A 22,289-nucleotide genomic window follows, 5' to 3' on the forward strand; every position below is an offset into this window, starting at 1 on the left:
CCGGACCGACGTCAGTAAGCGCGCCGCGTTGATCCATTTTCAAGCGCCGCGTCGAGGCCGGGAGAGGCCGCGTCGACGACCCAGATCTCGCCGCGCGCGCAGTCGAAATCAGGGGCCAGCCGATCTGCCATCTCGCGGGCGATCGCGTTGGCATTCGGCACGGCAGTCGCATCGACATAGCCGACATGGCAGGAGGTCGGGGTTTCGCCGGACCGCAGTGTCGTCACGATCAGGGTTTCCTGACGTTCCGCATCGCCGGTCTCGAAGGTTGCCGAAACATAGCGATGGATGGTCGCATAGGGCGCCCCGGCCAGTCCGACCCGCCACTCGATCACCGTGTGATACTCACCGAAATTGCCGATATAGCCGCCATACTGGCCACCCACATCGGGGTCCTGCCGGTCACTGAATCGCGAGGACTGGCCATGCTCGCCGGAGACCGAATACCAGGTCCAGCCGCCCACCCCGTCGCAGGCCTGGACATAGCTGGCCCGCTCATCCTCGGACGTCAATAGCTGGCCGGAGCAGCTGCCGCGCTCATCGGTGTAGGTGTAGACGGCATCCTGTGCCATGGCGATCGCGCCCAGACCGACGCCCGCCGCGAGACCGGCAGCCAAACTCATACGTTTCATGACACATTTCCCCCTGTTGCCTGCAGCAAAGCAAAGCTGCGTGCCGGTGGCAAGGGCGGGCGAGCAAAGCGAACGGGAGTCGATGGCTTCTGGACATGCGAGCATGAAAGCGGCACCGAAATTTCCGAGTGGGTGCCTGGTGCGAATAGTCACCGCTGCCTCATCCACGCCTGCGTCCGCGGGACGCTCAACCATCCGGGCACAGGTCGCGCCCTGTAGCGGCTTCATGGGCGCCGAGACCGGCGCGGGCCTGAATGATCATGGTGCGCCGTTCATCGCGCTGGAATCCTCATGACACGCGATGCACTGGATACACAAGGCAACACAAGCAAGGCAACACAAGACCGCGTCTGTCCTGCGCTGTGCGCCTCCGCCTTCTCGCCCGGGAGACGGCGGCCCGGAGGGCTGGATAAGGAGGAATTTCTCCTGCATTCACCAGGACTTGCCCCTCACCCTGCGCCGCTCCCGGAAAACCGGGGAAAGCCGCTCAATCAAAAAAACCAGCCAAATTTGTCCGCCCCCTCCGCCATGCCGGATAATGGCTTTGGTTTTCGGGACGACAGGCACGGGCTCAGTCACTTGTGCCCGGAAGCGTGCGGACGCACACCCGCATGGCTTGCCGGAACACAGGCTGCCGCTTGCCAAGCATGTTGCAAAACACAACACTCTGACCCAGGACAAGGACATCTGGTGACGGAGTTCGTCATGAGCTTTGAGACCCACTACCACTCGGATGCACAATATTACGAGACTCGTATCCGCGACCGGATCGACGCCGACGGCGTCATCGCGCTGGACCGGTCCATTCTCGAATCACCGCATTGGGATGGCGGACGGCCGCGCCTGGTCATGGTGGACTATAATGTCGACCTGGCCGAGATCGACATGGCGGTCCTCGCCGAACGCATCCTGCCCCACCTGGAGGAGACCCGCGGCCGGCGCACGCGGCGCGAGCGGATCGCCTGGGTGGTTCCCAATGATCTCAGCCGGTCCATCGTCGATGTATGGGAATTGATGCCCGACAAGGACGGCCTCCAGGCCTTCAGGAGTTTCCGTACCCGCGAGGAGGCCATGGACTGGTTGCTGGACGCAGACAGCGAAAGCTGAACCGGCTTTCAGACGTCTTCCAGAACCCGGACTTCCTGCATGGGCCGCGCAGTCACGGAGATGCGCTGGCGGTCGCCCTCCGTCTTGGTGACCAGAAGGCGTTCGACCTGGCTGTCATCATGAAAGACGACACCGGTAAGTGCGTCGAGAACGGCCTTGGCGACATTGTCGACATCATGGGTGGAACTGTCAGGGGTGCGCTGGATCTCGATGCAGACTTCATAAGGTCCCCATTTCGGGCGCGCGCGCTTGAATTCGAGCCGGAAGAACTCGCCGATCAGCGACTTGAAGCGCCGCGTCTGCGTCGTGACCGCGTCCACCCGCAGATTGAGTTCATCGCCAGACATGATCGCCTGAGCCTTCCTCTCGGGCACATGGCCCTGTCCAACCCGGATTTGCGCCATGCCCCCCGGCGATGCGCATCATCATCTTGATCGCTCATGTGCGAGTGATACACGTTCGAATCAACCGTCACCATCATCGACCCGCGCCCATGGCGCTGCAAGGAGCCTCCCCTGATGAGCGAGATGCGCACCGAAACCGACAGCTTTGGCCCGCTTGAAGTCCCGTCCGAAAAACTCTTTGGCGCGCAGACCGCCCGCTCGCTGATCAACTTCCCGATCGGCACGGAGACCATGCCGGTGCCGCTGATCCGGGCGCTCGGCATCGTCAAGCGCTCCGCCGCCCTGGCCAACAAGAAGCTGGGCAATATGGAGGCCCGCGAGGCCGACGCGATCGCCGCTGCCGCGCTCGAGGTCGCCGAGGGCAAGTGGAATGACCATTTCCCCTTGTCTGTCTGGCAAACCGGCTCGGGCACCCAGTCCAACATGAACACCAATGAAGTGGTCTCCAACCGCGCCATCCAGATGCTCGGTGGCGTGGTCGGCTCGAAGGACCCGATCCACCCGAATGACCATGTAAACCGCTCACAGTCCTCGAACGACACCTTCCCGACGGCCATGCATATCGCGGCGGCCGAAGAGATCACGCACGCCCTGCTGCCGGCCTTGCAGAAGCTGCACAATGCACTCAACGACAAGGCGAATGCCTTCAAGGACATCATCAAGATCGGCCGGACCCATCTGCAGGACGCCACCCCGCTGACACTGGGCCAGGAATTCTCCGGCTATGTCGCCATGGTCGGCAATGCGATCCGTCGCATCGAGGCAGCCCTGCCCGCCCTGCTGGAGCTGGCGCAAGGCGGCACGGCCGTCGGGACGGGTCTCAACACCCTGCCCGGCTTCGCCGAAACATTTGCAGAGGAAGTCGCGGCGCTCACCAAGCTGAACTTCATCACCGCGCCGAACAAGTTCGAGGCACTGGCGACCAAGGACGGCCTGGTCGAGGCGCATGGCACGCTCAACTCGGCCGCCGTCTCCCTGTTCAAGATCGCCAATGATATCCGCCTTCTGGGCTCCGGCCCGCGCTCGGGCCTGGGCGAGCTGGCCCTGCCGGAAAACGAGCCCGGCTCCTCGATCATGCCGGGCAAGGTCAATCCGACCCAGTGCGAGGCCATGACCATGGTCTGCGCCCAGGTCATGGGCAACAACACCACGGTGAGCTTTGCCGGCAGCCAGGGGCATTTCGAGCTCAATGTCTTCAAGCCGGTGATCATCTTCAACGTGCTGCAATCGATCCGACTGCTGGCCGACGCCGCCAACACTTTCACCGACAAATGCGTGGTCGGCATCGAGGCGCGCGAGGACAATATCCGGGCCCTGATGGAGCGCTCGCTCATGCTGGTGACCGCGCTCAACTCGACGATCGGCTATGACAACGCCACCATCGTCGCCAAGACCGCCCACAAGAACGGCACCACGCTGCGCGAGGAAGCGGTCAAGCTGGGCTTTGTCACCGGCGAACAGTTCGACGCGATCGTGCGTCCGGAGAAAATGATCGGCCCGAAAGCCTGAGGCTCGGGGTCAAGGCCCCGGCATGAACCCGTCTGCGACATGAAAAGGGCGGCACCCCAGGGTGCCGCCCTCCTCGTTGCAGGGCCGGATGTCAGGGCCGGGCTTCAGGGCCGGGCTTCAGGGCCGGGTTGAGGCTCGGACGCCTCGATCGCGCGGATCGCCTCGAGCGCCGGGTCGCGTCCGGCCTGATAGGCTTGCCAGGTCAGGGGCGCGGCAATGTCGACATCGAGATCGTCCACGATCACGGGGAAAATGTGCAAACTGCCCCAGGGACAGACAAAGAGGCCCTCGCAACCATTCTGCAGGTCATAAAACCCTGTCGAATAACGCGCCCGAAAGCCTGAATTGGGCAGCGAGAACCACCAGCCTTCGGCCCAGAATTGCAATCGGTCACCAATCGGCTCGCCGACGAGACGGGTCTGCTCCGGCGCCGCTTCCTTGGCCATCGCCAGATTGACGATCCCGGCCGAGAAAGTGCTGCCGCTGGTCAGCAGGTATATCCGGCCCCGCGGCCCGACAATCTCTCCGAGCCGGCGCATCAGGGACGCCGTGATGGTCAGGTCGCCACCGCCATTGAGGCGCTGGTCAAGGATGAGGACCGACGGTGAGAGGGCAGCCATCTCTTCACCGGCCCGAACAATGAAGTCGACCAGCCGCTCGCCGCTGTCATCATCATAATTGCGGGCAAGATTGAGATAGACGGCATCAAGGTCCGGTACCGGCTCAAACCAGTAGCCGCGATCGGTGTGCTGCAGGTAGAGCGGCTCGCCCTGCGGCAGGACACTGAGCCAGTCATCCGTCTCGCGCCGGCCTGGCAGGATGAAATCAGCGGAATAATGGCGCGCAGCGCCCGCAACCGCAGGCACCGCGCCGAGCTGCCGCTCTTCCAAGCGTCCGTCGTCAAGGCGGAAACGCAGGCTGGGCGTATTGATCCCGATCGCGGCGAGATAATCCGGCGTTTCCAGCAGCAGCGGCGCGAAAGTGAAAAAACTGGCATCAACACCGCCAAAGGCATCGCGGAAACGCAAGAGCACCTCGGCGGCAGGCAGCCCGTTGATATGGGTCAGCTCGGCACCCAGCAGATCCGCCTGCTCCGGCAGTGCGCGCAGGACACGCAATTCACCATCCATCCAGGTGGTGCGGATCGGCCATCGGTCGAAGGGCTGGACCATGCGGGTGGCGGACCCGTTGGAATGGCCATTGTCGATCACCGCCTGAACCCGCGCCAGAGCCAATTGGAACTCGGCGTCGGTGAGGTCGGGCGCCGCCTGTTCGAGCCTGGCGACGGCCGCATCAAAGCGCTCTTGCATGTCCGGATCCATCGAGCGCTCATTGCGTCGCACATGCCGGAAATGCCGCATGTCCTGGGCGCGCGCCTCGGCCACGGTTTCCGGCTCGCCCTGGAAAATCGGCGGGACGGGGATCGGGTGAAAGGCAAGAATGGTTGCGGCGATCAGCAGAAAATTGCGCCCGAACCAGGCGAGAACGGCGGCAATCGCGAGCCAGCCATACCAGGGTACAAGTCTGAAGGGCGCCGTCAGGACGCGGAAGGTTTGAGCCAGCATGGAATAGTCCTTATCGAACGCACGAGCCGTTGATAGGATGCTTCCGAATTGCATCTGGATGCAGACGAACTGTGCAAGTGTTCCGCGAGGCCTGGATGACCAAACCCGTCAATCTGCGTCAGTACCGCAAACAGAAGGCGCGCCAGGACAAGGCCAGGGCGGCGGAAGCCAATCGCGTCCTGCACGGCACGCCCAGGTCCCTGCGCGACCAGGCCGAAGCCGAACAGGCCCGTCGCCAAGCCGAGCTCGACGGCAAAAAGCGCGACTGAGCGGTCTCGTCAATAAGGCGAATTCATCACCGGCGGACGGCCGTTCTTGCGCTTGTAGGCGGCGATGAGCCGCTGCGCCTCCTCGGCATCGGCCCATGTTTCGGCAAACATCATCGCCTGTGGATGCAGGCCACGCCCCTTGTCCGGTATGGCCAGCTCGCGCTCAAACATGACGCGCAAGGACCGCGTCGGCCCGATCTTCAGCACGCTTGAGATATCATCGGGGTCGCGCAGCAGCACATAGACACCCGGCAGGTCCGGGACGTCCTTGATGCGGAGCTTCGAGATCGGAACAGGCTTGTACCAGCGCAACATGGGGCCAACTTCTCCAAGAGTCGGGATGCTATCGCATTGATTCAAATTTTCATCAAAATCCAAACGCAAGAGTCAGCGCCTCGCCAGCGCCTAACCGACGCTCAGCGCGAGCACGCGGCTGACCTCGCTTTGCGAGCAGCGCCCCTCTTTCGCCCAGGCCGAAATCGCGGCTGCCGATCTGGCGATCGCCGCCTTCGACGTCGGCGGCCTGTCGACCACGCCCTCGCGCACGAGAGCTGCGCCGACATCACCGGACAGGATCCAGGCATCCCAGCCGGATGCGCGCAGAAAGTACTGCCCCGTCATGCCCGACAGCCTTGAGCCGCGCGCCTTGAACAGGGCCAGGAGGCCAGCCTGGTCGTCCCCGGGCCAGTTCGCCATGAAGGTGCCAAACCCGCCATGTTCGGCCGACAGGTCGGCGACCATGCGGGCGTTTTCGACGGTGGCTGTAATCTTCTGCCCATTGCGCACAATGCGTTCATCCGAAACCAGGCGGGCAATGTCATCATCCGAGAAGACACTGATCCGGTTCGGATCAAACCCTTCAAAAGCCGCTTCGAATCCGTCCCACTTGGCCTCGATAACCTTCCAGACAAATCCGGCCTGGAAGACGCAGCGTGTCATCTGGGCCAACCAGCGATCATCCGGGACGGCCTTGAGGGCATCTGCGGATTTTGGCCCGTCATGGACGGCCAGGCGGTCCTCAAGATCAGGATGGTGCTGCCTGGCCAGTTCGCGGATGGTGTCAAACGTGTTCATCGCGGTCTCCCCTCGCCCACTAGATGGCGATAGAAACGGACAAGACAAGTCGCCCTCGCGGCTGCGCCAAGATTGCGTGGCAGAAAATGCACCATTAGGGTTGCAGGCGGAAGATCGCCCAAACCTTGCCACTGCTATCGGATATCCACGTCACCATCATGTCGCTGATCAAACGCTCACTCTCCCTCGCCGGACACCGCACGTCGATTTCGCTGGAGCCGGATTTCTGGGCAGAGCTCGACCGCCTTGCCCGCGCGGAAGGCCGCTCGCTGGCCAGCCTGGTCGGCGAGATCGATGCAGGTCGCGAGGACGAGCCCCTGGCCTCTTCGGTGCGGGTCTGGGTGTTGCGGCAGCTTCGCCACACGGCCTTGCAAAAGGACTGATTATTTGAGGCGAACCGTCGCGAGATAGGCGTCCACCGACTCCATGTCAGCGCCAAAACGGATCACCTCATTGCCGCAATCCCATCCGCGTGACAGGCGATCCGTGACATCTCGGGCAATCTGGTTGGCGTCGGGCAGGGCCGATGCGTCGATGTAGGCAACCGGGCAGGCCGTAAAACCACCCTCAGCCGCAAGCGCCGTGACAATCAGCGTATTGGGTTGTGCAACACCGCCCATGGTATCGAGCAATTCTGGCGGGTTTTCGTGGACATAGCGGTGGATGGTCGCGAAGGCCTCGCCGTGCTCCAGCCGCCATTCAAGGACAGGGTGGAATCCGCCATACAGGCCGCGCATCGGGGCATTGACGAATTCGGACCGGACTCCGTCCGGCCCGACATAGGCCACCGCGGCGCCGTGTTCGCCCGTGAGTATGTCGAGCGTCCAGGTTCCATGACCGGGGCAGGCCGTTTCGTACACCGGCTCATCGGGCAATTGCCGCGTGGTACAGCCTTCGTCGATCCGCGTGTACTCACTGTCGAGCCCCGGCTCCTGCATCGCCACCGCGCTGCCGGACAGGGTGAAGGCGGCCAAGCTCGCCAGAAACGTGACTAATCCAGACATGTTGCCCCCGTGCCAAGCCATCAATCTACCGGCTCGACACAGGGGCACAAGGGCCAGGTCAGGCCGGTAGGGTTGCGATCTCCAGCACAGCCGTCCGAAGCTTGCCGAAATGCTCGTCCCAGCCGGCATCATGGTCACACAGGCTGTCGAAGACATCGACCTTGGCGCCTTCAAATCCGTCATGGACCAGTCTGAGCAAGGTACCCTCGGCAAGGGCGACCAGCGTCCACTCGACACGGGTCTTGTGCCCCTCCAGCCATTTATGGGTGAAGCTGTAGACCAGACGCGTCGGCGGTTCGGCTTCCAGCACATTGCCCCAGCACACTTTCGATCCGTCCCCGCTATTGCTGAGCAGCGCAAAGGCCGCATCCGGCACCAGCCCGGTATCGGCCGGATGGAACCATCGGGCCAGGAGTTCCGGCCGGGTGAGATAATCCCAGACCCGTTCCGGGCTTGCCTTGAGGAAGACCGATTTTTCGATGCGGGCTTCAGTCATGGGTCGTTTCCACTTCTTTCTTGAGAGCTGCGAGGCGCTGATCCCAGAACACCTCGAACCGGGCGACCCATTCGGCCACCTGCGCCAGCGGCTCCGGATTAAGACGATTGATGCGCTCGCGACCGCGCGCCTCAACCGTGACCAGACCGCCATCGCCGAGCACTTTGAGATGCTTGGCGACGGCGGGCCGGGTCATGTCGAACCGGCTCGCCACCTCGCCCACCGTCCGGTCGCCCTCTGCGAGCAGCAGGAGAATGGACCGGCGGGTCGGGTCTGCGAGCGCCCTGAACACGGGATCGGGGAGTGTCATAACCACCTCATGAAACCAACTGGTTTCGCTTATATGATACCGTTCGGTTTCATGTCAAGGCTTGCCGGTGAATTCCCTCGCTTGACCCCGACCGGCGACCCGCGCCACACCGGAAACAGGATTGAGTCGTCCAGGCGAAAGATGTGATCAACCGGATCGGACAAGCCATTCGCGACGGACGTGGCCCGGCCCTTTGGGCATTGGCCATCGTGGTCGGCATCTGTGCCGGCTATGCGACGCTGGGCCTGCGTCTCGGCATTGGCTGGGTCGAACAATTCGCCTTTGGCGCGACCGAGGAACGCCTTGCCAGTTCCGCCGCCGGCCTGCCGGGCTGGCGACTGGTCCTGATCCCGGTCATCACCGGCATCATCGTCGCCATCATGCTGGGCCTTGGACGCCGCTTCGGCCTGTCCCCGGACGGGCGCGGTCTGGGCGTCGCCGACGTCCTGGAGGCCCGGGCGGTGAAGTCCGGCCGGATCGATCTCCGCTCGGGACTGTATTCGGCGCTTTTGTCGGCGGTCTCCCTTGGCGGGGGCGCCAGTGCCGGACGGGAAGGTCCCGCCGTGCATCTCGGCGCGACACTGGCCGGCTTCATCGGCAGCCGGATCGGCATGGCCGCACGCGGCTCGCGCATCCTGTTGGCCTGCGGCGCAGCGGCCGCCGTCTCGGCCAGCTTCAATGCGCCGGTCGCCGGAGCGCTGTTCGCCTTCGAGGTCGTGCTGGGCCATTACGCGCTGCGGTCGATCGCGCCGGTGGCGACGGCGAGCGTGGTCGGCGCTCTCATCGTGCGCTTCCATTTCGGCCAGGCCCCGGTTTTCGGTGTTCCTGAAATGGCCGCGGCCAGCCTGTGGGACTTCCCGGCTGCCGCCGTGCTCGGTGTCGCGGCAGCCGGCCTGGCGATCCTCTTCAATCGCGGCACACTGCACTTGCCGACGCTGGTCTCGGGCTGGGCCGACCGCGCGGGAATGCCGACCTGGCTGCTGCCCGTTCCCGGCGGGCTGGCTGTCGGCCTCATCGCCCTGGTCGCGCCGGAAATACTCGGTGTCGGCTATGAAGCGACCTCAAACGCCCTGGCCACGCAGTACACATTCTGGCTGCTCATCCTGCTGATCGGGCTGAAGACCCTGGCGACCCTGGTCTCGCTGGCCTGCCGCTTTGCCGGCGGGGTGTTCTCACCCTCGCTCTATCTCGGCGCCATGCTGGGCTCTGCCTTCGGGATCGCACTCGCCGCCCTCGCCGGTGAACAGACCGCCGGGCCGGGCTTCTTCGCCGTGATCGGGATGGGCGCAATGGCCGGCGCCGTGCTCGGTGCGCCGCTCTCGACCACGCTGATCGTGTTCGAACTGACCACCAGTTACGAAGCCTCGGTCGCAGTGCTGGTCGCGGTCTCGCTGGCCACCATTCTGAGCCAGTCAGCGCTCGGCGGCTCGCTCTTCCAGCTGCAGATGCAGCGGCGCGGCTATGACATTGCCGGCGGCGCCGCCCGCCTTGTGCTGCAGATGGTGCGGGTGCGCGACGTGATGGAACCGCTGGGCGACTGGAGCAAGTCCGAAGTCCCTGACGGAACCTGCGTCTATGAGGACGACACGCTGGGCCGCGCCTTGGCCGTGCTCGATGCCGAACAGATCGACAGCGCTGTCGTGCGCGAACGGTCGGACGCCCAGGCCGTCACCGGCATCATTACCAAGGCCGATGCCCAGGCGGCCTATGCCCGCCGCCTCGCCGAGATCAGCGAGGAAGAACATCGCTGACGCCATCCATCCGGCTTCAGTCCGGTTATTGCTCTGGAAAGAATGTCGCGGATAAGGTCGCACGATGGAACCGAACGGGTTTGATACCTCTGCCAGCGAGCGCGCCGTGCTCGGCGAAGCGCCTCTGTCTCCGGAAGCGTTGCGCGCGGCCAATATCAATCCGGTGACCGGTCTGGCGACAGACTATCTCAACCACTTCAACGAGGTGGTCATGCTGATGGAAATGCTGCCCGACATGCCCGATTGCGCCGAGGACGTGCTCGACTGGGCACCGGCGGACTATCCCAGCCATTTCGCCAACTCCTCCTTCAAGGACAAGGAGCTGGCCATTCTCGCCTATCGCGCTGCGCCGAATGCGGTGCGGGCGCATCTGGAAACCCTGATCCTGCAGATCAATGGCGAGGTCGAGCGGGCCCAGTCCGTGCTGCGTGAAACCACCAGCCCCGAGGCCTGCGCCCATATCGCCGAACTCGCGAGCGAGGAAATCCGCCCCCTGATCTCCGCCGCCTCCGGCACCATCCATGGCGGCTCCCCCACCGAAGACGAACTCGACGACGAAGCCGCCCAGGCCAATGTGGATGCGCTGTTCGGGTGAGGCCCGGTTGCCTGGCGTCTCGGCAAGACGACTTCAGCCGCGGCCAAAAGCATTTTCGGGGCAGATGCATTTTCGGGACAGATGCAACGGGCGCTGCGCTCGGCCGGACATCTAGCGAAACTCCGTCAGGTCAACTTGCAGTACGAGTTCGGCATCCTGCCTGTCCGGGTCGAATAATTCGTCCGGAACTTCATAAGTGAGCCAAAACCCCGCTCGCGACTGGGTCGGCAAAGAAAACCCACGCAGGATGAGCCATGAATTCATCAAGGCCGAAGGCATCCGTAGCGCAAACTCGCGGCGCCCATCATCGTCCAGGTCGAACGCGTAAATCTGATCCGGCTGCCAGTCTGGCAGATAGAAATACACCTGTTCAGACTGACCGTCGCGACGTTGGAGAACAGGAAGCTGAACGGCGAGTACCGGACCGTTTTCGCTTCTGACAACGCCGACCCTGGCCCCCGCCCCGGGGTCAACCCGGACATTCTCCACCAGGACGATCTGCGAAGACAGGCGCGACTCCAACTCCGCTTGCTCGGCTTGCCATCGAGCCATGTGTGATTGAGTCGCGCACCCGGAGAGCCCAAATGCCGACACGACCAGCGCGAACAAAAAACGAACAATCACACATCCCTCCCTTGGGATCAGGCGCCAATCGGTCCAGTATGGCGCACTGAATCGGTTCGACAAACAGGGGTGGCCCCCGCCGTCCAAGCAGCAGGGAATTGCATGTCCGGTCTTTCCATCTCCGACATGGCGCGCCCCGCGCCGCCGACGCCCTATCTGGAAGGGCTCAATGCCGAACAGCGCGCGGCCGTGGAAGCGATGGACGGGCCGGTCCTGGTACTGGCCGGGGCCGGTACCGGCAAGACCCGCGTCCTGACCACCCGCCTCGCCCATATCCTCGCCACCGGCCGTGCCCGGCCGTGGGAAATTCTCGCCGTCACCTTCACCAACAAGGCGGCGCGCGAGATGAAGGAGCGGGTCGGCAAGATCATCGGCGAGGCGGTCGAGGGCGTGCCCTGGCTGGGCACATTCCACTCGGTTTCGGCCCAGATCCTGCGCCGCCATGCCGAGCTGGTGGATCTGAAATCCTCCTTCACCATCCTCGACACGGACGACCAGCTGCGTCTGCTCAAACAGATCATCCAGGCGGAAAATATCGACGAGAAACGCTGGACACCGCGCCATCTCGCCAGCCTGATCGATGGCTGGAAAAATCGTGGCCTGATGCCGGCCCAGCTCGGCGAGGAGGACAAATGGGCCTTCGCCGAAGGGCGCGGCCAGGGCCTCTACCAGATCTACCAGGAGCGCCTGAAAACGCTCAATGCCTGCGATTTCGGCGACCTGCTGCTGCACACGCTGCACATCTTCAAGGACAATCCGGATGTCCTGAAACTCTATCACCAGAAATTCCGCTACCTGCTCGTCGACGAATACCAGGACACCAATATCGCCCAGTATCTCTGGCTGCGCCTCCTGGCCCAGGGCACGGGGAATATCTGCTGCGTGGGCGATGACGACCAGTCGATCTATGGCTGGCGCGGCGCCGAGGTCGACAACATATTGCGCTTCGAAAAGGATTTTTCCGGCGCCGAAGTGATCCGGCTGGAGCGCAATTACCGCTCGACCGCGCATATATTGGGCGCCGCCTCGGGCCTGATCGCGGCCAATCGCTCGCGCCTTGGCAAGACCTTGTGGACCGATGATGCCGATGGCGAAAAGGTCCAGGTCCGCGGCATCTGGGATGGCGAGGCGGAAGCGCGTTTCGTCGCCGAGGAGATCGAGAACTGGGTGTCGGGCGGCCGCGCCTATTCCGACAGTGCCGTCCTCGTCCGCGCGGCCTGGCAGATGCGTGCCTTTGAAGACCGTTTCATCATGCTGGGCCTGCCCTACAAGGTGATCGGCGGACCGCGCTTCTTCGAGCGCGCCGAAGTCCGCGACGCCCACGCCTATCTGCGCCTGGTCCGCTCGCCCGAGGACGATCTGGCCTTCGAGCGTATCGTCAATGTGCCCAAGCGCGGCATTGGCGACACCACGGTGCAGAAGATCGCCATGACCGCCCGGGCGATGGGTGTGCCGATGACCGAGGCGACGCGCGTCATGCTGGGCACGGACGAGATCCGCGGCAAGGCGCGCACCGCCCTCGGCGTTTTCCTGCGCGATATCGAGCGCTGGCGGGAACAGTCCGAACAGAGCCGGCTCGACGAGCTGGCCGAGATCATTCTCGACGAGAGCGGCTATACCGCCATGTGGCGCGAGGACAAGACACCCCAGGCTGCCGGCAAGCTGGAAAACCTCAAGGAACTGGTCCGCTCCATGGGCGAGTACGACACGCTGGAGGCCTATCTCGAGCATGTCGCGCTTCTGACCGATGCCGACCGCCAGCCCGATGAGGACGAGATTTCCCTGATGACGCTGCACGGCGCCAAGGGTCTGGAATTCCCGCTCGTCTTCCTGCCGGGCTGGGAAGAGACCGTCTTCCCCTCCCAGCGCTCGCTGGACGAGGGTGGCACGCGCTCGCTCGAGGAGGAACGCCGCCTCGCCTATGTCGGCATCACCCGCGCCCGCGAGCGCGCCATCATCACCTTCACTGCCAATCGCATGATCTATGGCCGCTGGCAGACGGTCATCCCGTCCCGCTTCATCGATGAAATGCCGATCGACCATGTCGAGGCACGCTCGGAGACCGGCTATTATGACAGCGGCCCGGGCTTTGAAAGCGTCAGCCAGCAGCCCGACGCCATGGCCTCGAGCTATTCCAGCCCCGGCTGGAAGCGCTACCAGGCCAACCAGCAATCCGGCCGCAAGTCCGCCCCGCCCACCATCAATGCCAAGGCCACGCTCATCGAGAGCGGCGGCTCGGACACGCAAGGCACCTGGCGCGCCGGCGACCGCGTCTTCCACGACAAATTCGGCTACGGCACGGTGAAAAAGGCCGATGGCTCGAAGTACACCGTGAAATTCGACAAGGCCGGCGAGAAGAAGGTGGTGGAGAATTTCTTGCGGGAATTGCCTTAGGGGGGCGGGTGAGGTGATCAGTTTTGCGGTCGCGCTGGGCCTGCTAGCCGTCGAGGAATGGTCGCTGCCGATAGAGCGCCGCGTCTGCGAAGGGCTGTCCTACGGAGTCTGGAGTGAACCGGATGCCAATGGACGGATGGTGCCGGGAGCACCGGACAGCTCGAGTTTCGAAGCTCATTTTCCTGTTGACGGATTTGATGATCGGCAGACCTGCACTTGGTACACGCACCAGCTTTCGGCGCTTGATGAACGCCGCCTGCCCTCGCCCGCTCGCGGCACGGAGTTTCGTCTGACCTGGCTACGTAGCTTCCATCATCCGATGAGCTTTCGTGTGTTCGTCGACGCGCAGGCGCGACAGGCCAGGCTGGAGTGGCGTGAGGCGGACGGTGCTGGCGGCTATGATCCTGGTCAATTGGCCCGTCATGACGTTGTTTTACTAGACGATGCCGCGACGGCATCCTTCCTTGCTCGCTTGCAGGAAGCCGACATCTGCGCCGCGACACGGCAGGTCGATGGCGGCGAGGATGGTGCGCAATGGATATTCGAAAGCTCCGGGTCGGACACCTACTGCCTGCACGATGCCTGGTCACCCGGCGGCGCCTTGCGCGAGCTGGGACACTTCCTGTTCGACTACGCGAGTGTGCCCGACGACGAACGGTACTGACCACGAGGCCCTCGCCCAGACAAGGCGAGGTGGATCGCCGCTTAGCGGCGAGACGGAGTGGGTGATGGGCGATCAATGGCAGAACGCTGACGCGTTTCACCCCGTCCAGCCCGGATTCATTCCGGGGCATCCTCCCCATCAAGGGAAGGGGCTTTTTATACATTGGACTCCCCTCACACTCCGTCATCCCACGGGGAGCGCGCAGCGCTCATCCGGGGGACCTCGTCACGGACGTCTGGCGGATGGGTGAGGTCCCCCGGACAAGCCGGGGGATGACGGTGGTTACGTGGAGAGGACGCCGTTTCAAGCGTACCCGTTTACAGGTCTTCGGTCTCGGCAATCCACGTCCCCGCACGCGGGCAAGAAATCCTCAGCTCGCCCGATGACAAAACACCCGTTTCGCGGAAAGTTGGTCGCTCCAGCCACCCTGTGAGCCGCCATGTTCCGTCTGCATCGCCTTTCTGTCCTCCTTGCGGCCATGACTGCCCTCGCCGCCTGTCAGGCAGAGGCCCCCGCGCCGGGCTTCACCGATCCGCATGCCGAGGCCCGACCGATTGCCTGGAATGAACTCCTCGATCGTCCCCGCGAGACGGCGACGGCGCGCCTTGCCTTTGGCGAGGGCGAGCTGGAGTTTGGTGAGTTGTGGCTGCCCGAGGGCGAGGGGCCCTTCCCGGTCGTGGCCATGGTGCATGGCGGGTGCTGGCTATCGCAGATACCCGGCACGATCCTGCAGGATTATATCGCCGCCGATCTGCGTGATCACGGGATTGCGGTCTGGAATCTCGAATATGCCCGTATCGGGCATGAGACCGGCGGTTGGCCGGGCACGTTCGAGGATATCGCCGACGGGATGGATCACCTCCGCGTGGTCGCGGCGGACTATCCGCTCGATCTCGACCGTCTGGTTCTCACCGGTCATTCCGCTGGCGGACATCTCGCCCTGTGGGCGGCGGCGCGCGGCGGCCTGTCCGAGGACAGTCCAGCCTGGCGGGCCGACCCGCTGCTGCCCGATGCCGTCGTCACCCTGGCCGGGATCAATGACCTCGCCGATTATCGCGCCCACGGGCCGGGGCGCTGCGGTGAGCCGGACACGGTGGATAATCTCATTGGCCCGGTCGAGGGTCAGACGCGCGAGCTAATGGCCCAGGTCTCGCCCGGCTCGATGGCCGGGATCGCGGTGGACCAGGTCATCATCTCCGGCGAGCTCGACCCGATCGTCCCGCCGGTGCTGGGCGCGCGCTACACCCTCCTCGCCGGTGCGCGGGGTGACACGGTGCGCCATGTCGTACTGCCCGCAGCGGGCCATTTCGAGCTGATCGATCCGACCGCGCCGGCCTGGCAGGATATCCGCGCCGTGCTGGTTGAGGCGCTGCAGGCAGATTAGGCAGCGGCACAAATGTGCCCAGTCATGCTTATCTGTCTTTCCGGCAGACAGCCGCATCCGCTTCGTCAGCTCAAGGGTGAAACCGCGGAGCGGCGGCTTCGCCGCCCTTGACCTGACGAAGCGGATGCGGCGCACTGGCTGGCATGACAATCAAGGTCTTTTCCCGAGCTTTCGCTCGTGTCCGGACCCACAGCACCCGCCCCCCACACCCTCCCCGCTTGATTTCCGCGCCGTCAGCGTCCACACCGCCCGCCTGATCCGGAGAGCTTCCCATGACCACGCTTTGGCGCCTGACTGCCCTGTCCGATTTTGCCACGCTTGCCGATGTCGTCGAGCGGCTCGACGCGGTCTTTCCGCCGGTTGCGCTCAGCTGGGCGATCTTTGAGGAGGGCGAGACAGCGCGCCTCGACGTGCTGTTCCAGGCGATGCCCGATGAAGCCGCCTTCCGCGCCGCTTCGGGTCTGAGCGAGGATATCCTGGTCGAATTCGGCCCGCTGCCGGAAGAGGACTGGGTGCGCCTGTCGCTGCAGGGCCTCAAGCCGATTGTCGCCGGACGCTTCACCCTGTTTGGCGCGCATGACCGAGACGCGGTCGAAACGGGCCAGATCGGTATCGAGATCGAGGCCGGACCGGCTTTCGGCACCGGTCATCACGGCACCACGCGCGGCTGCCTGATCGCCTTCTCGGAAATGCTCGATGCCGGCGCGGCGCCGGCGACGGTTTTCGACCTGGGTTGCGGCACGGCCGTCCTGGCGATCGCCGCCGCCAAGGTCCTGCCCGAGGCCGAGGTGCTGGCCTCGGATATCGATCCGGAAGCCATCGAGGAAAGCCTCGAGAACTGCACCAAGAACGCCACCCCCGGCATCGACTGTTTCGTCGCCGAGGGCCTCGACCATGCCAAGCTGGCCGGTCGCCGGTTCGAGCTGGTCTTTGCCAATATCCTGGCCGGACCGCTGGTCGAACTGGCCCCGGGTGTCGCGGAGATTCTGGCGCCCGGCGGCAAGGTCATCCTGTCCGGCCTGCTGACCGAACAGGAAACCCTGGTCCGCGCCGCCTATGAAGCCGCCGGCCTCAGCGTCCACCGCCAACCGCCCCTGGAAGGCTGGGAGACGCTGGTCGCCAGCAAGACAGGCTGAGCCGCTAGTCTTCTGCCGGCGCCTCGCCAGTAAAGCCGGCAAAAAGATCGGCGAGCCGGATGGAAAGAGCCTGCAAATTCTCGCTGTCGGCATTTCCGGTCAGCGCGACAGAGACCCCGGGCTCGACATAGACCAGCAGGAAAGACCGCCCGCCCGGCGAACCGCCCGAGTGCGCGGCATAGTGCAGGTCCAGTCCGGCATCATGGCCCGCCCACGGGCCCGGGAGGTCGCCCCAGCTTGCCAGGTCGACGATATCACCCGCTGCGAGCGCCGCGCCCATGGCCGCCAGTTCGCGCGAACTCATCAACAGCCCGCCCGCGCCGAACTTGCACTCGGCCGACAGGCCCGCGACGATCTCCGGCCCCGACCCGACATCCACCCAATTGCGGGCCTTGTCGGCCAGCTCGCTGTCGCGGCGGGCCAGATAGACCGCCTCGCCCAGCACATGCGTCATGGCAGCGTCGAAGTTTTCCGTGCCGGTGAGCTGCACCAGTAGATGGCTCAACAACACATAGCCATAGGTCGAGTAGCTCATCTCGCCTTCGACCGGCGGGCTCAAGGGGTCAGCGATGAAATGCCCGAGCGCATCGGCCGGGGTCTCGCAACGCCGGTCGGAAAAGGCGATCCAGTCCTCCCGCGAGGTGTAGTGTCGCACACCGGCTGTGTGCTCGAGCAAGGCGCGCAGGGTAACGGCGTCATAGGCCGCCGGAAGCGTGGCATCGATGGCGCGGACCGGCATGTCGAGGTCCAGCCCCTCGGTTTCCGCAAGACGGGCATAGGCCAGCGCCGTGAACATCTTGGCGACCGAGTAGACATTATAGGCCTGGGTCACCCCATCCGCCGCGTCACGCGCGGTGCCGCCTTCGGCCTCCCAGACAATCTCGCCCTCCACCATGATGGTGGCGTTGAGGGCGGGGTAGTGGGCCGCCATCTCGTCAAAGGCGGCGCGCGCTTCGTCAGCGCTATCGGATGCGGCAACCGCGGCGGCGCCACTCAGCCAGAGGCTTGCGGCCAGTGCGGTTCCGGTGAAAAAACGTCCAATCGTCAGCATGGGTCTCTCTGTTGTTGACTTGCCCCCCGGCACGCCTTCCGCTTGCCGTTCCCGGCACGCACTCACCACAGCAAAAGGACGAATGGCTCACATGACGGCTGGATGGCTCAAGGCAATGGCAGCACGCCGGGCGGGACTGGAAAGCCTCGCCCTGATGCTGCTGGCCCTTGCTGTCCTCCTGCTGGCTCCCCGGCAGGGACTCGAAGCCCGCATGCCGGCCAGCGTGCGCTATATCGATGCCGATATCGGGCTTGATGCTGCGGCGGCGCCGGAAACCGGTAGCCCTATCGGCTATCGCGCCATCGGCCGCCCCGTCAGCGCCGGGTGGCTGGTTTGGGATGCGGTCCCGATCTCGCCGGACGGACCGCCGCCGGCGATTTCCACCTCGGGCCCCTTCTCCGCAACCCTGTGGTTCAATGGCGTCCGGATCGGTCAGAAAGGTGAGCCGGCAAGTACGGCAGCAGACGAGCAGGCCGGACCGATCGACAGCCTGTTCTCCGTGCCGACCGCGCTGATCCGTCCCGAGGGCAATCAGCTGGTCATGCGCCTGTCCAGTCACAGGGCCGGCTATACACCGTCCAGTGTTGTCCAGTCCCTGTTTGTGACGCCCTACAGCGCCGACACGCGGCGACCGGTTCGCTACTACCTGCCCCTGGCGGTTTTCGGGGTCAGCCTTGTCGCGCTGGCAGTCGGCTTTGGCCTGCGGGCGCGGCGGATCGGAGACGGGCGCGGCCTGCGGCTATCGCTGGCCCTGGCCGGTCTGACCCTGGCCGGTGCCGCGGAATTCTCCCGCGCGCTGATCAATTATCCCTATGACTGGCACCAGCCCCGGCAAGCCATCAGCCTGATCGGACTGGCCGTTTTCGGGCTCGCCATGCTGCGCTTTTCCCAGCTTCGCTGGCCCGCCTCGCCGCGCCTCGCGCAGGCCTGGCTGGCAATATCCGCCGCCCTGGCGTTGATCGGGGCCTTCCTTGTCACCGGCTATGACGGGAAATCAGCCGCGGTGACCGCCTGCCTGACCTCGTCCCTTTCGGTATGGATCGGCTGGCGCGGTCGGGGGGCGGCGCGGGTGCTGGCGTTCGGCTTTGCCGCCCTGCCGCTCTATGCGCTTTGGTTACCGGCCGATCTTATCGACCGCGGCATTTATGTGCTGGTTGTCGGGCTGCTGGCGCTGCCCGCCATCCGCTTTCCGGCTTTGCTTCAACCGGTTCCGGAGGCCCCGGCGGCGACACTGGCCCTGCAGGCCACCGGACGGCTGACCCGGATCGCCCATGCGGACATTTCCCACCTGGTCGCGGCCGGCAATTACACAGAGGTGCACACGACGCGCGGCGTCCACCATCTGGACAATCGGAATCTGAGCGCCCTGCTGGGCCTGTTACCCAAGCAATTTGTCCGCATTCACCGGTCACACGCCGTCAATCTCGACGAGGCGGAGACGCTGACCAACGCACCGGGCAGCAAATACGAACTCCTGCTCAGCTCCGGCGCCCGCATTCCCGTCAGCCGCAGCGAAGTGGACGGCCTGCGTGAACGCCTGGCCGGCCGAACGACCTGATCAGGCGCGCTTGCCCTTGAGGCCGAAACTGGCGAGGAAGGCGTTGACATCGGTATTGCGCGGCATGCGACGGACACCGGCGCGTTCGCGATTGCGGTCGAGCGACCGGTTCAGCATGTCGTTGGCGTTCATCGAGCGCCAGTCATCAATCCCGTACAGCATGGGAAACTCCTCAAAATTCACGGCGCTTTAGCCATGAATTGCTGCGGCTGCGAAGCGGCGCTTCAGCAAGCCAGCACTGCGCAAATGCATGGCCTCGCCAACGCGTCATGCCCGTGACCCTGTCGGGTGGCTTTGGCCTGCCTGTGCAGGCCCCGTTCACAGGCATTGAACCGGCTTCACGGGAAGCATACCTTGCGGCCCATGACCCAGATGATTTCACAGACTTTCGACGTTAAGGGCGGCCCGCATTATGGCCGCGAGAACCTGCCCAAGCTGCGCGCCGCGCTGAAGACGCTGGGCCTGGATGGCTTCCTCGTTCCGCACGAGGACGAATACGACAATGAATACCTGCCGGACTGCAATGAGCGGCTCCTTTGGGCGACCGGCTTTTCCGGCTCTGCCGGGGCCGCCATTGTCATGCTCGACCGTGCGGCCCTGCTGGTTGACGGCCGCTACACCGCGCAAGGCCGCCAGCAAACAGACACCAGCCTGTTCGAGCAGTGCGACCTGGTCGGCCTGGGCCTTTACGGCTGGATCGAGGAAAATGGCCGCAAGGGTGAGAAGATCGGTTATGACGCCCGTCTGCACAGCCCGGCCGCGCTTGATCTTCTGAAGACCGCCGCCATGCGCGCCGGTGTCGAGCTCGTGTCGGTCGAGACCAATCCGATCGATGTCGCCTGGACCGACCGTCCGGCGGCCCCGAAGGCCGACATCATTCCGCACCCCATCGAGTTTGCCGGCGAGGATCACGCCTCCAAGCGCCAGCGTATCGGCATTGCCATCGAACGCGGCGGTGCCGACGCGGCGGTCATCACGGCCCCGCCCTCGATCGCCTGGCTCTTCAATGTCCGCGGCGGCGACGTCTCGCGCTCGCCGCTGCCCTTGTCCGCCGCCCTGATCAGCAAGGACGGCACCGCGACCTTCTTCGTCGATCCCGACAAGCTGACCGACGAAACCCGCTCCCATCTCGGCAATGAAATCGCCGTGCGCCCGGAGAGCGAGTTTGGTGCCGGCCTGGCCGAGCTTGAAGGCAAAAAGGTCCGCGTCGACCCGACCACGGCCTCGGCCTGGGTGTTCGAGACGCTCAAGGCCGGCGGCGCCGAGGTGCAGTCGCTGGAAGACCCGGTCATGCGTCCCAAGGCGGCCAAGAATCCGGCCGAAGTGGAAGGCTCGCGCCAGGCCCATATCCGTGATGGCGGTGCGATCACGCGCTTCCTGCACTGGCTCGATACCGAGGCCCAGTCGGGCGAGGTCGACGAGATCCAGGCCGCCCAGAAGCTGGAAAGCCTGCGCAAGGAATTGCCGGAACTGCGGGATTTGTCCTTCGATACAATCTCCGGCGCCCAGGGCAATGCCGCCTTCGCGCATTACCGCGTGTCGGAAGCCTCCAACCTCAAACTGACCCCGGGTTCGCTCTTCCTGGTCGATAGTGGCGGCCAGTATCCGGACGGAACAACCGACATCACGCGGACCGTGCCGATCGGCGATCCGACGGCCGAGATGAAGACGCAATATACCCGCGTCCTCAAGGGTCATATTGCCCTCTCGATGGTGCGTTTCCCGAAGGGCACCACGGGTACCCAACTCGACATTCTCGCCCGCTTTCCGCTCTGGCAGGCCGGCTTCGACTATGATCACGGCACCGGCCATGGCGTCGGCAGTTTCCTCGGCGTGCACGAAGGACCGCAGCGGATCTCCAAGGCCCCCAATGCGGTCGCGCTGGAGCCGGGCATGATCCTGTCCAACGAGCCGGGCTACTACAAGGAAGACGGGTTCGGCATCCGGATCGAGAACCTGCAGGTCGTCACCCCGGCCGCGGACATTCGCGGCGGTGAGCGTCCGATGCTCGGCTTCGAAACGCTGACCGTCGCGCCGATCCACAAGGGTCTGATCGACACCCACCTCCTGACCGGCGACGAGATCGCCTGGCTTGACAGCTATCACGCCATGGTGCGGGAGAAAGTCCTGCCGCTGGTCGAGGGCGCGGTCGCCGACTGGCTGATCAGGGCCACCGAGCCGATCGCGGGAGCCACGCCCTAGTGCGCCTGCCCGTATCCATACTGATTGCAGCCGCCTTTCTGGGCGGCTGCTTTTATTCCGAGGATGCCCTCATCGCGCGAGGCCAGGCCGACTTCCCGCTGGAAGAAGGCACCTACAGCCACACCCCCTATCTCGCCGACGGCGTCACACCGTTCGACCGTCCCGCCTGGACCGGCGAGATCGAGCGCAGCTGGGGTCGCTATGTCTCGGATGATGAGGGTTTCCCGCATGACGGGATGCGGCTGAAACAGATCGCGGACGGGCTGTTCATTGCCATGAAACGCGATGACGAGAATTGGAGCTACGGCCTCGTCCGGGTCTTCCCCGGCGGCATTGCCACCTATCACGCCCCGGAATGCAGCAATGTCGAAGGCGACATTCTCGAACGCTATGACGTCACCGAACATGAAACCGAGCGCGGCTATTGCCAGGTAACCGACTGGGACCGTCTGGTCGGCGTGATGCTGAGCTATGTCGATGCCATGGGCGAAAACATGCCGATCGACGGGGTGTATCGCCGGGTCGACTAGGCAGTTTTCCTTAACCATCCTTCCCCTATC

24 protein-coding genes and 1 pseudogene are annotated in these 22,289 nt (G+C 64.4%); 13 read left to right on the forward strand and 12 right to left on the reverse strand.

Annotated features, from left to right (window positions below; translation table 11 throughout):
- Nucleotides 1–11 precede the first annotated feature (11 nt).
- Both QZZ02_RS07315 and QZZ02_RS15050 read right to left on the reverse strand, forming a co-directional pair.
- The gene (locus QZZ02_RS07315; RefSeq protein ID WP_291843356.1) at nt 12–632 is read right to left on the reverse strand and encodes a hypothetical protein; all 621 of its coding nucleotides are present in this window, start codon (nt 630–632) and stop codon (nt 12–14) included.
- A gap of 81 nt (nt 633–713) precedes the next feature.
- Nucleotides 714–860: pseudogene (locus QZZ02_RS15050) on the reverse strand (DUF6471 domain-containing protein); the annotation flags it as partial.
- 477 nt (nt 861–1,337) lie between these two features.
- Between QZZ02_RS15050 and QZZ02_RS07320 the strand changes: the two are divergent.
- A complete protein-coding gene (locus tag QZZ02_RS07320; RefSeq protein ID WP_291843357.1) occupies nt 1,338–1,739 on the forward strand; it encodes a hypothetical protein in 402 nt (133 codons plus the stop codon).
- An 8-nt stretch (nt 1,740–1,747) separates the two neighbouring features.
- On the opposite strand, the gene QZZ02_RS07325 is transcribed toward QZZ02_RS07320, so the two are convergent.
- On the reverse strand, nt 1,748–2,086 hold the full coding sequence (locus QZZ02_RS07325; protein ID WP_291843358.1) for a RusA family crossover junction endodeoxyribonuclease: 339 nt from the start codon (nt 2,084–2,086) through the stop codon (nt 1,748–1,750).
- Nucleotides 2,087–2,257: 171 nt separating this feature from the next.
- Here QZZ02_RS07325 and fumC point away from each other — a divergent pair, with 171 nt between their 5' ends.
- On the forward strand, nt 2,258–3,652 hold the full coding sequence (gene fumC / locus QZZ02_RS07330) for a class II fumarate hydratase (RefSeq protein ID WP_291843359.1): 1,395 nt from the start codon (nt 2,258–2,260) through the stop codon (nt 3,650–3,652).
- A 104-nt stretch (nt 3,653–3,756) separates the two neighbouring features.
- On the opposite strand, the gene QZZ02_RS07335 is transcribed toward fumC, so the two are convergent.
- A complete protein-coding gene (locus QZZ02_RS07335; RefSeq protein WP_291843360.1) occupies nt 3,757–5,217 on the reverse strand; it encodes a hypothetical protein in 1,461 nt (486 codons plus the stop codon).
- Nucleotides 5,218–5,312: 95 nt separating this feature from the next.
- Between QZZ02_RS07335 and QZZ02_RS07340 the strand changes: the two genes are divergently transcribed.
- A complete protein-coding gene (locus QZZ02_RS07340) occupies nt 5,313–5,486 on the forward strand; it encodes a DUF4169 family protein (RefSeq protein ID WP_291843361.1) in 174 nt (57 codons plus the stop codon).
- 9 nt (nt 5,487–5,495) lie between these two features.
- On the opposite strand, the gene QZZ02_RS07345 is transcribed toward QZZ02_RS07340, so the two are convergent.
- Together QZZ02_RS07345 and QZZ02_RS07350 are read right to left on the reverse strand one after the other, a co-directional pair.
- Nucleotides 5,496–5,870 (reverse strand): hypothetical protein, encoded by a 375-nt coding sequence (locus QZZ02_RS07345; RefSeq protein ID WP_291843362.1) that lies wholly within the window; start codon nt 5,868–5,870, stop codon nt 5,496–5,498.
- Between the two features lie 21 nt (nt 5,871–5,891).
- Nucleotides 5,892–6,560: a DNA-3-methyladenine glycosylase I gene (locus QZZ02_RS07350; RefSeq protein WP_291843363.1), complete on the reverse strand. Its 669-nt coding sequence runs from the start codon at nt 6,558–6,560 to the stop codon at nt 5,892–5,894.
- 158 nt (nt 6,561–6,718) lie between these two features.
- Here QZZ02_RS07350 and QZZ02_RS07355 point away from each other — a divergent pair, with 158 nt between their 5' ends.
- The gene (locus QZZ02_RS07355) at nt 6,719–6,943 is read left to right on the forward strand and encodes a ribbon-helix-helix domain-containing protein (protein WP_366511513.1); all 225 of its coding nucleotides are present in this window, start codon (nt 6,719–6,721) and stop codon (nt 6,941–6,943) included.
- Here the strand turns inward: QZZ02_RS07355 and QZZ02_RS07360 are convergent, their stop codons facing one another.
- The 3 genes from QZZ02_RS07360 to QZZ02_RS07370 are packed head-to-tail and all read right to left on the reverse strand — an operon-like array spanning nt 6,944 to nt 8,370.
- Nucleotides 6,944–7,564, reverse strand: coding sequence for a hypothetical protein (locus tag QZZ02_RS07360; RefSeq protein WP_291843365.1), 621 nt, complete (start codon nt 7,562–7,564; stop codon nt 6,944–6,946).
- A gap of 58 nt (nt 7,565–7,622) precedes the next feature.
- The gene (locus tag QZZ02_RS07365) at nt 7,623–8,060 is read right to left on the reverse strand and encodes an SRPBCC domain-containing protein (protein ID WP_291843366.1); all 438 of its coding nucleotides are present in this window, start codon (nt 8,058–8,060) and stop codon (nt 7,623–7,625) included.
- Nucleotides 8,053–8,370, reverse strand: coding sequence for a metalloregulator ArsR/SmtB family transcription factor (locus QZZ02_RS07370; protein ID WP_291843367.1), 318 nt, complete (start codon nt 8,368–8,370; stop codon nt 8,053–8,055). The genes QZZ02_RS07365 and QZZ02_RS07370 overlap by 8 nt, the downstream gene beginning before the upstream one ends.
- 143 nt (nt 8,371–8,513) lie before the next feature.
- Between QZZ02_RS07370 and QZZ02_RS07375 the strand changes: the two genes are divergently transcribed.
- Entirely contained in the window at nt 8,514–10,121 is a 1,608-nt protein-coding gene (locus QZZ02_RS07375; protein WP_291843368.1) for a chloride channel protein, read from the forward strand.
- Between the two features lie 64 nt (nt 10,122–10,185).
- The gene (locus tag QZZ02_RS07380) at nt 10,186–10,716 is read left to right on the forward strand and encodes a hypothetical protein (RefSeq protein WP_291843369.1); all 531 of its coding nucleotides are present in this window, start codon (nt 10,186–10,188) and stop codon (nt 10,714–10,716) included.
- Between the two features lie 111 nt (nt 10,717–10,827).
- On the opposite strand, the gene QZZ02_RS07385 is transcribed toward QZZ02_RS07380, so the two are convergent.
- Nucleotides 10,828–11,340 (reverse strand): hypothetical protein, encoded by a 513-nt coding sequence (locus QZZ02_RS07385; RefSeq protein WP_291843371.1) that lies wholly within the window; start codon nt 11,338–11,340, stop codon nt 10,828–10,830.
- Between the two features lie 102 nt (nt 11,341–11,442).
- Here QZZ02_RS07385 and QZZ02_RS07390 point away from each other — a divergent pair, with 102 nt between their 5' ends.
- The 4 genes from QZZ02_RS07390 to QZZ02_RS07405 all read left to right on the forward strand — a co-directional run bounded on the left by QZZ02_RS07390 (nt 11,443) and on the right by QZZ02_RS07405 (nt 16,918).
- Complete coding sequence (locus tag QZZ02_RS07390; protein ID WP_291843372.1) at nt 11,443–13,734, forward strand: UvrD-helicase domain-containing protein; 2,292 nt, start codon at nt 11,443–11,445, stop codon at nt 13,732–13,734.
- A gap of 13 nt (nt 13,735–13,747) precedes the next feature.
- On the forward strand, nt 13,748–14,398 hold the full coding sequence (locus tag QZZ02_RS07395) for a hypothetical protein (protein ID WP_291843373.1): 651 nt from the start codon (nt 13,748–13,750) through the stop codon (nt 14,396–14,398).
- A gap of 439 nt (nt 14,399–14,837) precedes the next feature.
- Nucleotides 14,838–15,782 (forward strand): alpha/beta hydrolase, encoded by a 945-nt coding sequence (locus QZZ02_RS07400; protein WP_291843374.1) that lies wholly within the window; start codon nt 14,838–14,840, stop codon nt 15,780–15,782.
- Nucleotides 15,783–16,054: 272 nt separating this feature from the next.
- Entirely contained in the window at nt 16,055–16,918 is an 864-nt protein-coding gene (locus tag QZZ02_RS07405) for a 50S ribosomal protein L11 methyltransferase (protein ID WP_291843375.1), read from the forward strand.
- 4 nt (nt 16,919–16,922) lie between these two features.
- Here QZZ02_RS07405 and QZZ02_RS07410 read toward each other — a convergent pair whose 3' ends face one another.
- Nucleotides 16,923–17,969: a serine hydrolase domain-containing protein gene (locus tag QZZ02_RS07410; RefSeq protein ID WP_291843376.1), complete on the reverse strand. Its 1,047-nt coding sequence runs from the start codon at nt 17,967–17,969 to the stop codon at nt 16,923–16,925.
- 91 nt (nt 17,970–18,060) lie between these two features.
- Here QZZ02_RS07410 and QZZ02_RS07415 point away from each other — a divergent pair, with 91 nt between their 5' ends.
- A complete protein-coding gene (locus QZZ02_RS07415) occupies nt 18,061–19,527 on the forward strand; it encodes a LytTR family transcriptional regulator DNA-binding domain-containing protein (protein WP_291843377.1) in 1,467 nt (488 codons plus the stop codon).
- On the opposite strand, the gene QZZ02_RS07420 is transcribed toward QZZ02_RS07415, so the two are convergent.
- Complete coding sequence (locus QZZ02_RS07420; protein ID WP_291843379.1) at nt 19,528–19,689, reverse strand: hypothetical protein; 162 nt, start codon at nt 19,687–19,689, stop codon at nt 19,528–19,530. It lies immediately after the preceding gene.
- Between the two features lie 201 nt (nt 19,690–19,890).
- On the opposite strand from QZZ02_RS07420, the gene QZZ02_RS07425 reads away from it, so the two are divergent.
- Together QZZ02_RS07425 and QZZ02_RS07430 are read left to right on the forward strand one after the other, a co-directional pair.
- Nucleotides 19,891–21,729: an aminopeptidase P family protein gene (locus QZZ02_RS07425; RefSeq protein ID WP_291843380.1), complete on the forward strand. Its 1,839-nt coding sequence runs from the start codon at nt 19,891–19,893 to the stop codon at nt 21,727–21,729.
- Nucleotides 21,729–22,259 carry a hypothetical protein gene (locus QZZ02_RS07430; protein ID WP_291843381.1) on the forward strand — a complete coding sequence of 177 codons (531 nt, stop codon included), beginning with the start codon at nt 21,729–21,731 and terminating at the stop codon, nt 22,257–22,259. The genes QZZ02_RS07425 and QZZ02_RS07430 overlap by 1 nt, the downstream gene beginning before the upstream one ends.
- Nucleotides 22,260–22,289: the final 30 nt, after the last annotated feature.

The sequence above is a fragment of the Maricaulis sp. genome, assembly GCF_015665295.1.
GTDB lineage: Bacteria > Pseudomonadota > Alphaproteobacteria > Caulobacterales > Maricaulaceae > Maricaulis.

Excerpts from the sequence above, each read along its gene's own strand:
- QZZ02_RS07315 (WP_291843356.1), bottom strand. The coding sequence starts at position 632 with ATGAAACGTATGAGTTTGGCTGCCGGTCTCGCGGCGGGCGTCGGTCTG.
- QZZ02_RS07320 (WP_291843357.1), top strand. The coding sequence starts at position 1,338 with ATGAGCTTTGAGACCCACTACCACTCGGATGCACAATATTACGAGACT.
- QZZ02_RS07325 (WP_291843358.1), bottom strand. The coding sequence starts at position 2,086 with ATGTCTGGCGATGAACTCAATCTGCGGGTGGACGCGGTCACGACGCAG.
- fumC (WP_291843359.1), top strand. The coding sequence starts at position 2,258 with ATGAGCGAGATGCGCACCGAAACCGACAGCTTTGGCCCGCTTGAAGTC.
- QZZ02_RS07335 (WP_291843360.1), bottom strand. The coding sequence starts at position 5,217 with ATGCTGGCTCAAACCTTCCGCGTCCTGACGGCGCCCTTCAGACTTGTA.
- QZZ02_RS07340 (WP_291843361.1), top strand. The coding sequence starts at position 5,313 with ATGACCAAACCCGTCAATCTGCGTCAGTACCGCAAACAGAAGGCGCGC.
- QZZ02_RS07350 (WP_291843363.1), bottom strand. The coding sequence starts at position 6,560 with ATGAACACGTTTGACACCATCCGCGAACTGGCCAGGCAGCACCATCCT.
- QZZ02_RS07355 (WP_366511513.1), top strand. The coding sequence starts at position 6,719 with ATGTCGCTGATCAAACGCTCACTCTCCCTCGCCGGACACCGCACGTCG.
- QZZ02_RS07360 (WP_291843365.1), bottom strand. The coding sequence starts at position 7,564 with ATGTCTGGATTAGTCACGTTTCTGGCGAGCTTGGCCGCCTTCACCCTG.
- QZZ02_RS07365 (WP_291843366.1), bottom strand. The coding sequence starts at position 8,060 with ATGACTGAAGCCCGCATCGAAAAATCGGTCTTCCTCAAGGCAAGCCCG.
- QZZ02_RS07370 (WP_291843367.1), bottom strand. The coding sequence starts at position 8,370 with ATGACACTCCCCGATCCCGTGTTCAGGGCGCTCGCAGACCCGACCCGC.
- QZZ02_RS07380 (WP_291843369.1), top strand. The coding sequence starts at position 10,186 with ATGGAACCGAACGGGTTTGATACCTCTGCCAGCGAGCGCGCCGTGCTC.
- QZZ02_RS07390 (WP_291843372.1), top strand. The coding sequence starts at position 11,443 with ATGTCCGGTCTTTCCATCTCCGACATGGCGCGCCCCGCGCCGCCGACG.
- QZZ02_RS07400 (WP_291843374.1), top strand. The coding sequence starts at position 14,838 with ATGTTCCGTCTGCATCGCCTTTCTGTCCTCCTTGCGGCCATGACTGCC.
- QZZ02_RS07405 (WP_291843375.1), top strand. The coding sequence starts at position 16,055 with ATGACCACGCTTTGGCGCCTGACTGCCCTGTCCGATTTTGCCACGCTT.
- QZZ02_RS07410 (WP_291843376.1), bottom strand. The coding sequence starts at position 17,969 with ATGCTGACGATTGGACGTTTTTTCACCGGAACCGCACTGGCCGCAAGC.
- QZZ02_RS07415 (WP_291843377.1), top strand. The coding sequence starts at position 18,061 with ATGACGGCTGGATGGCTCAAGGCAATGGCAGCACGCCGGGCGGGACTG.
- QZZ02_RS07420 (WP_291843379.1), bottom strand. The coding sequence starts at position 19,689 with ATGCTGTACGGGATTGATGACTGGCGCTCGATGAACGCCAACGACATG.
- QZZ02_RS07425 (WP_291843380.1), top strand. The coding sequence starts at position 19,891 with ATGACCCAGATGATTTCACAGACTTTCGACGTTAAGGGCGGCCCGCAT.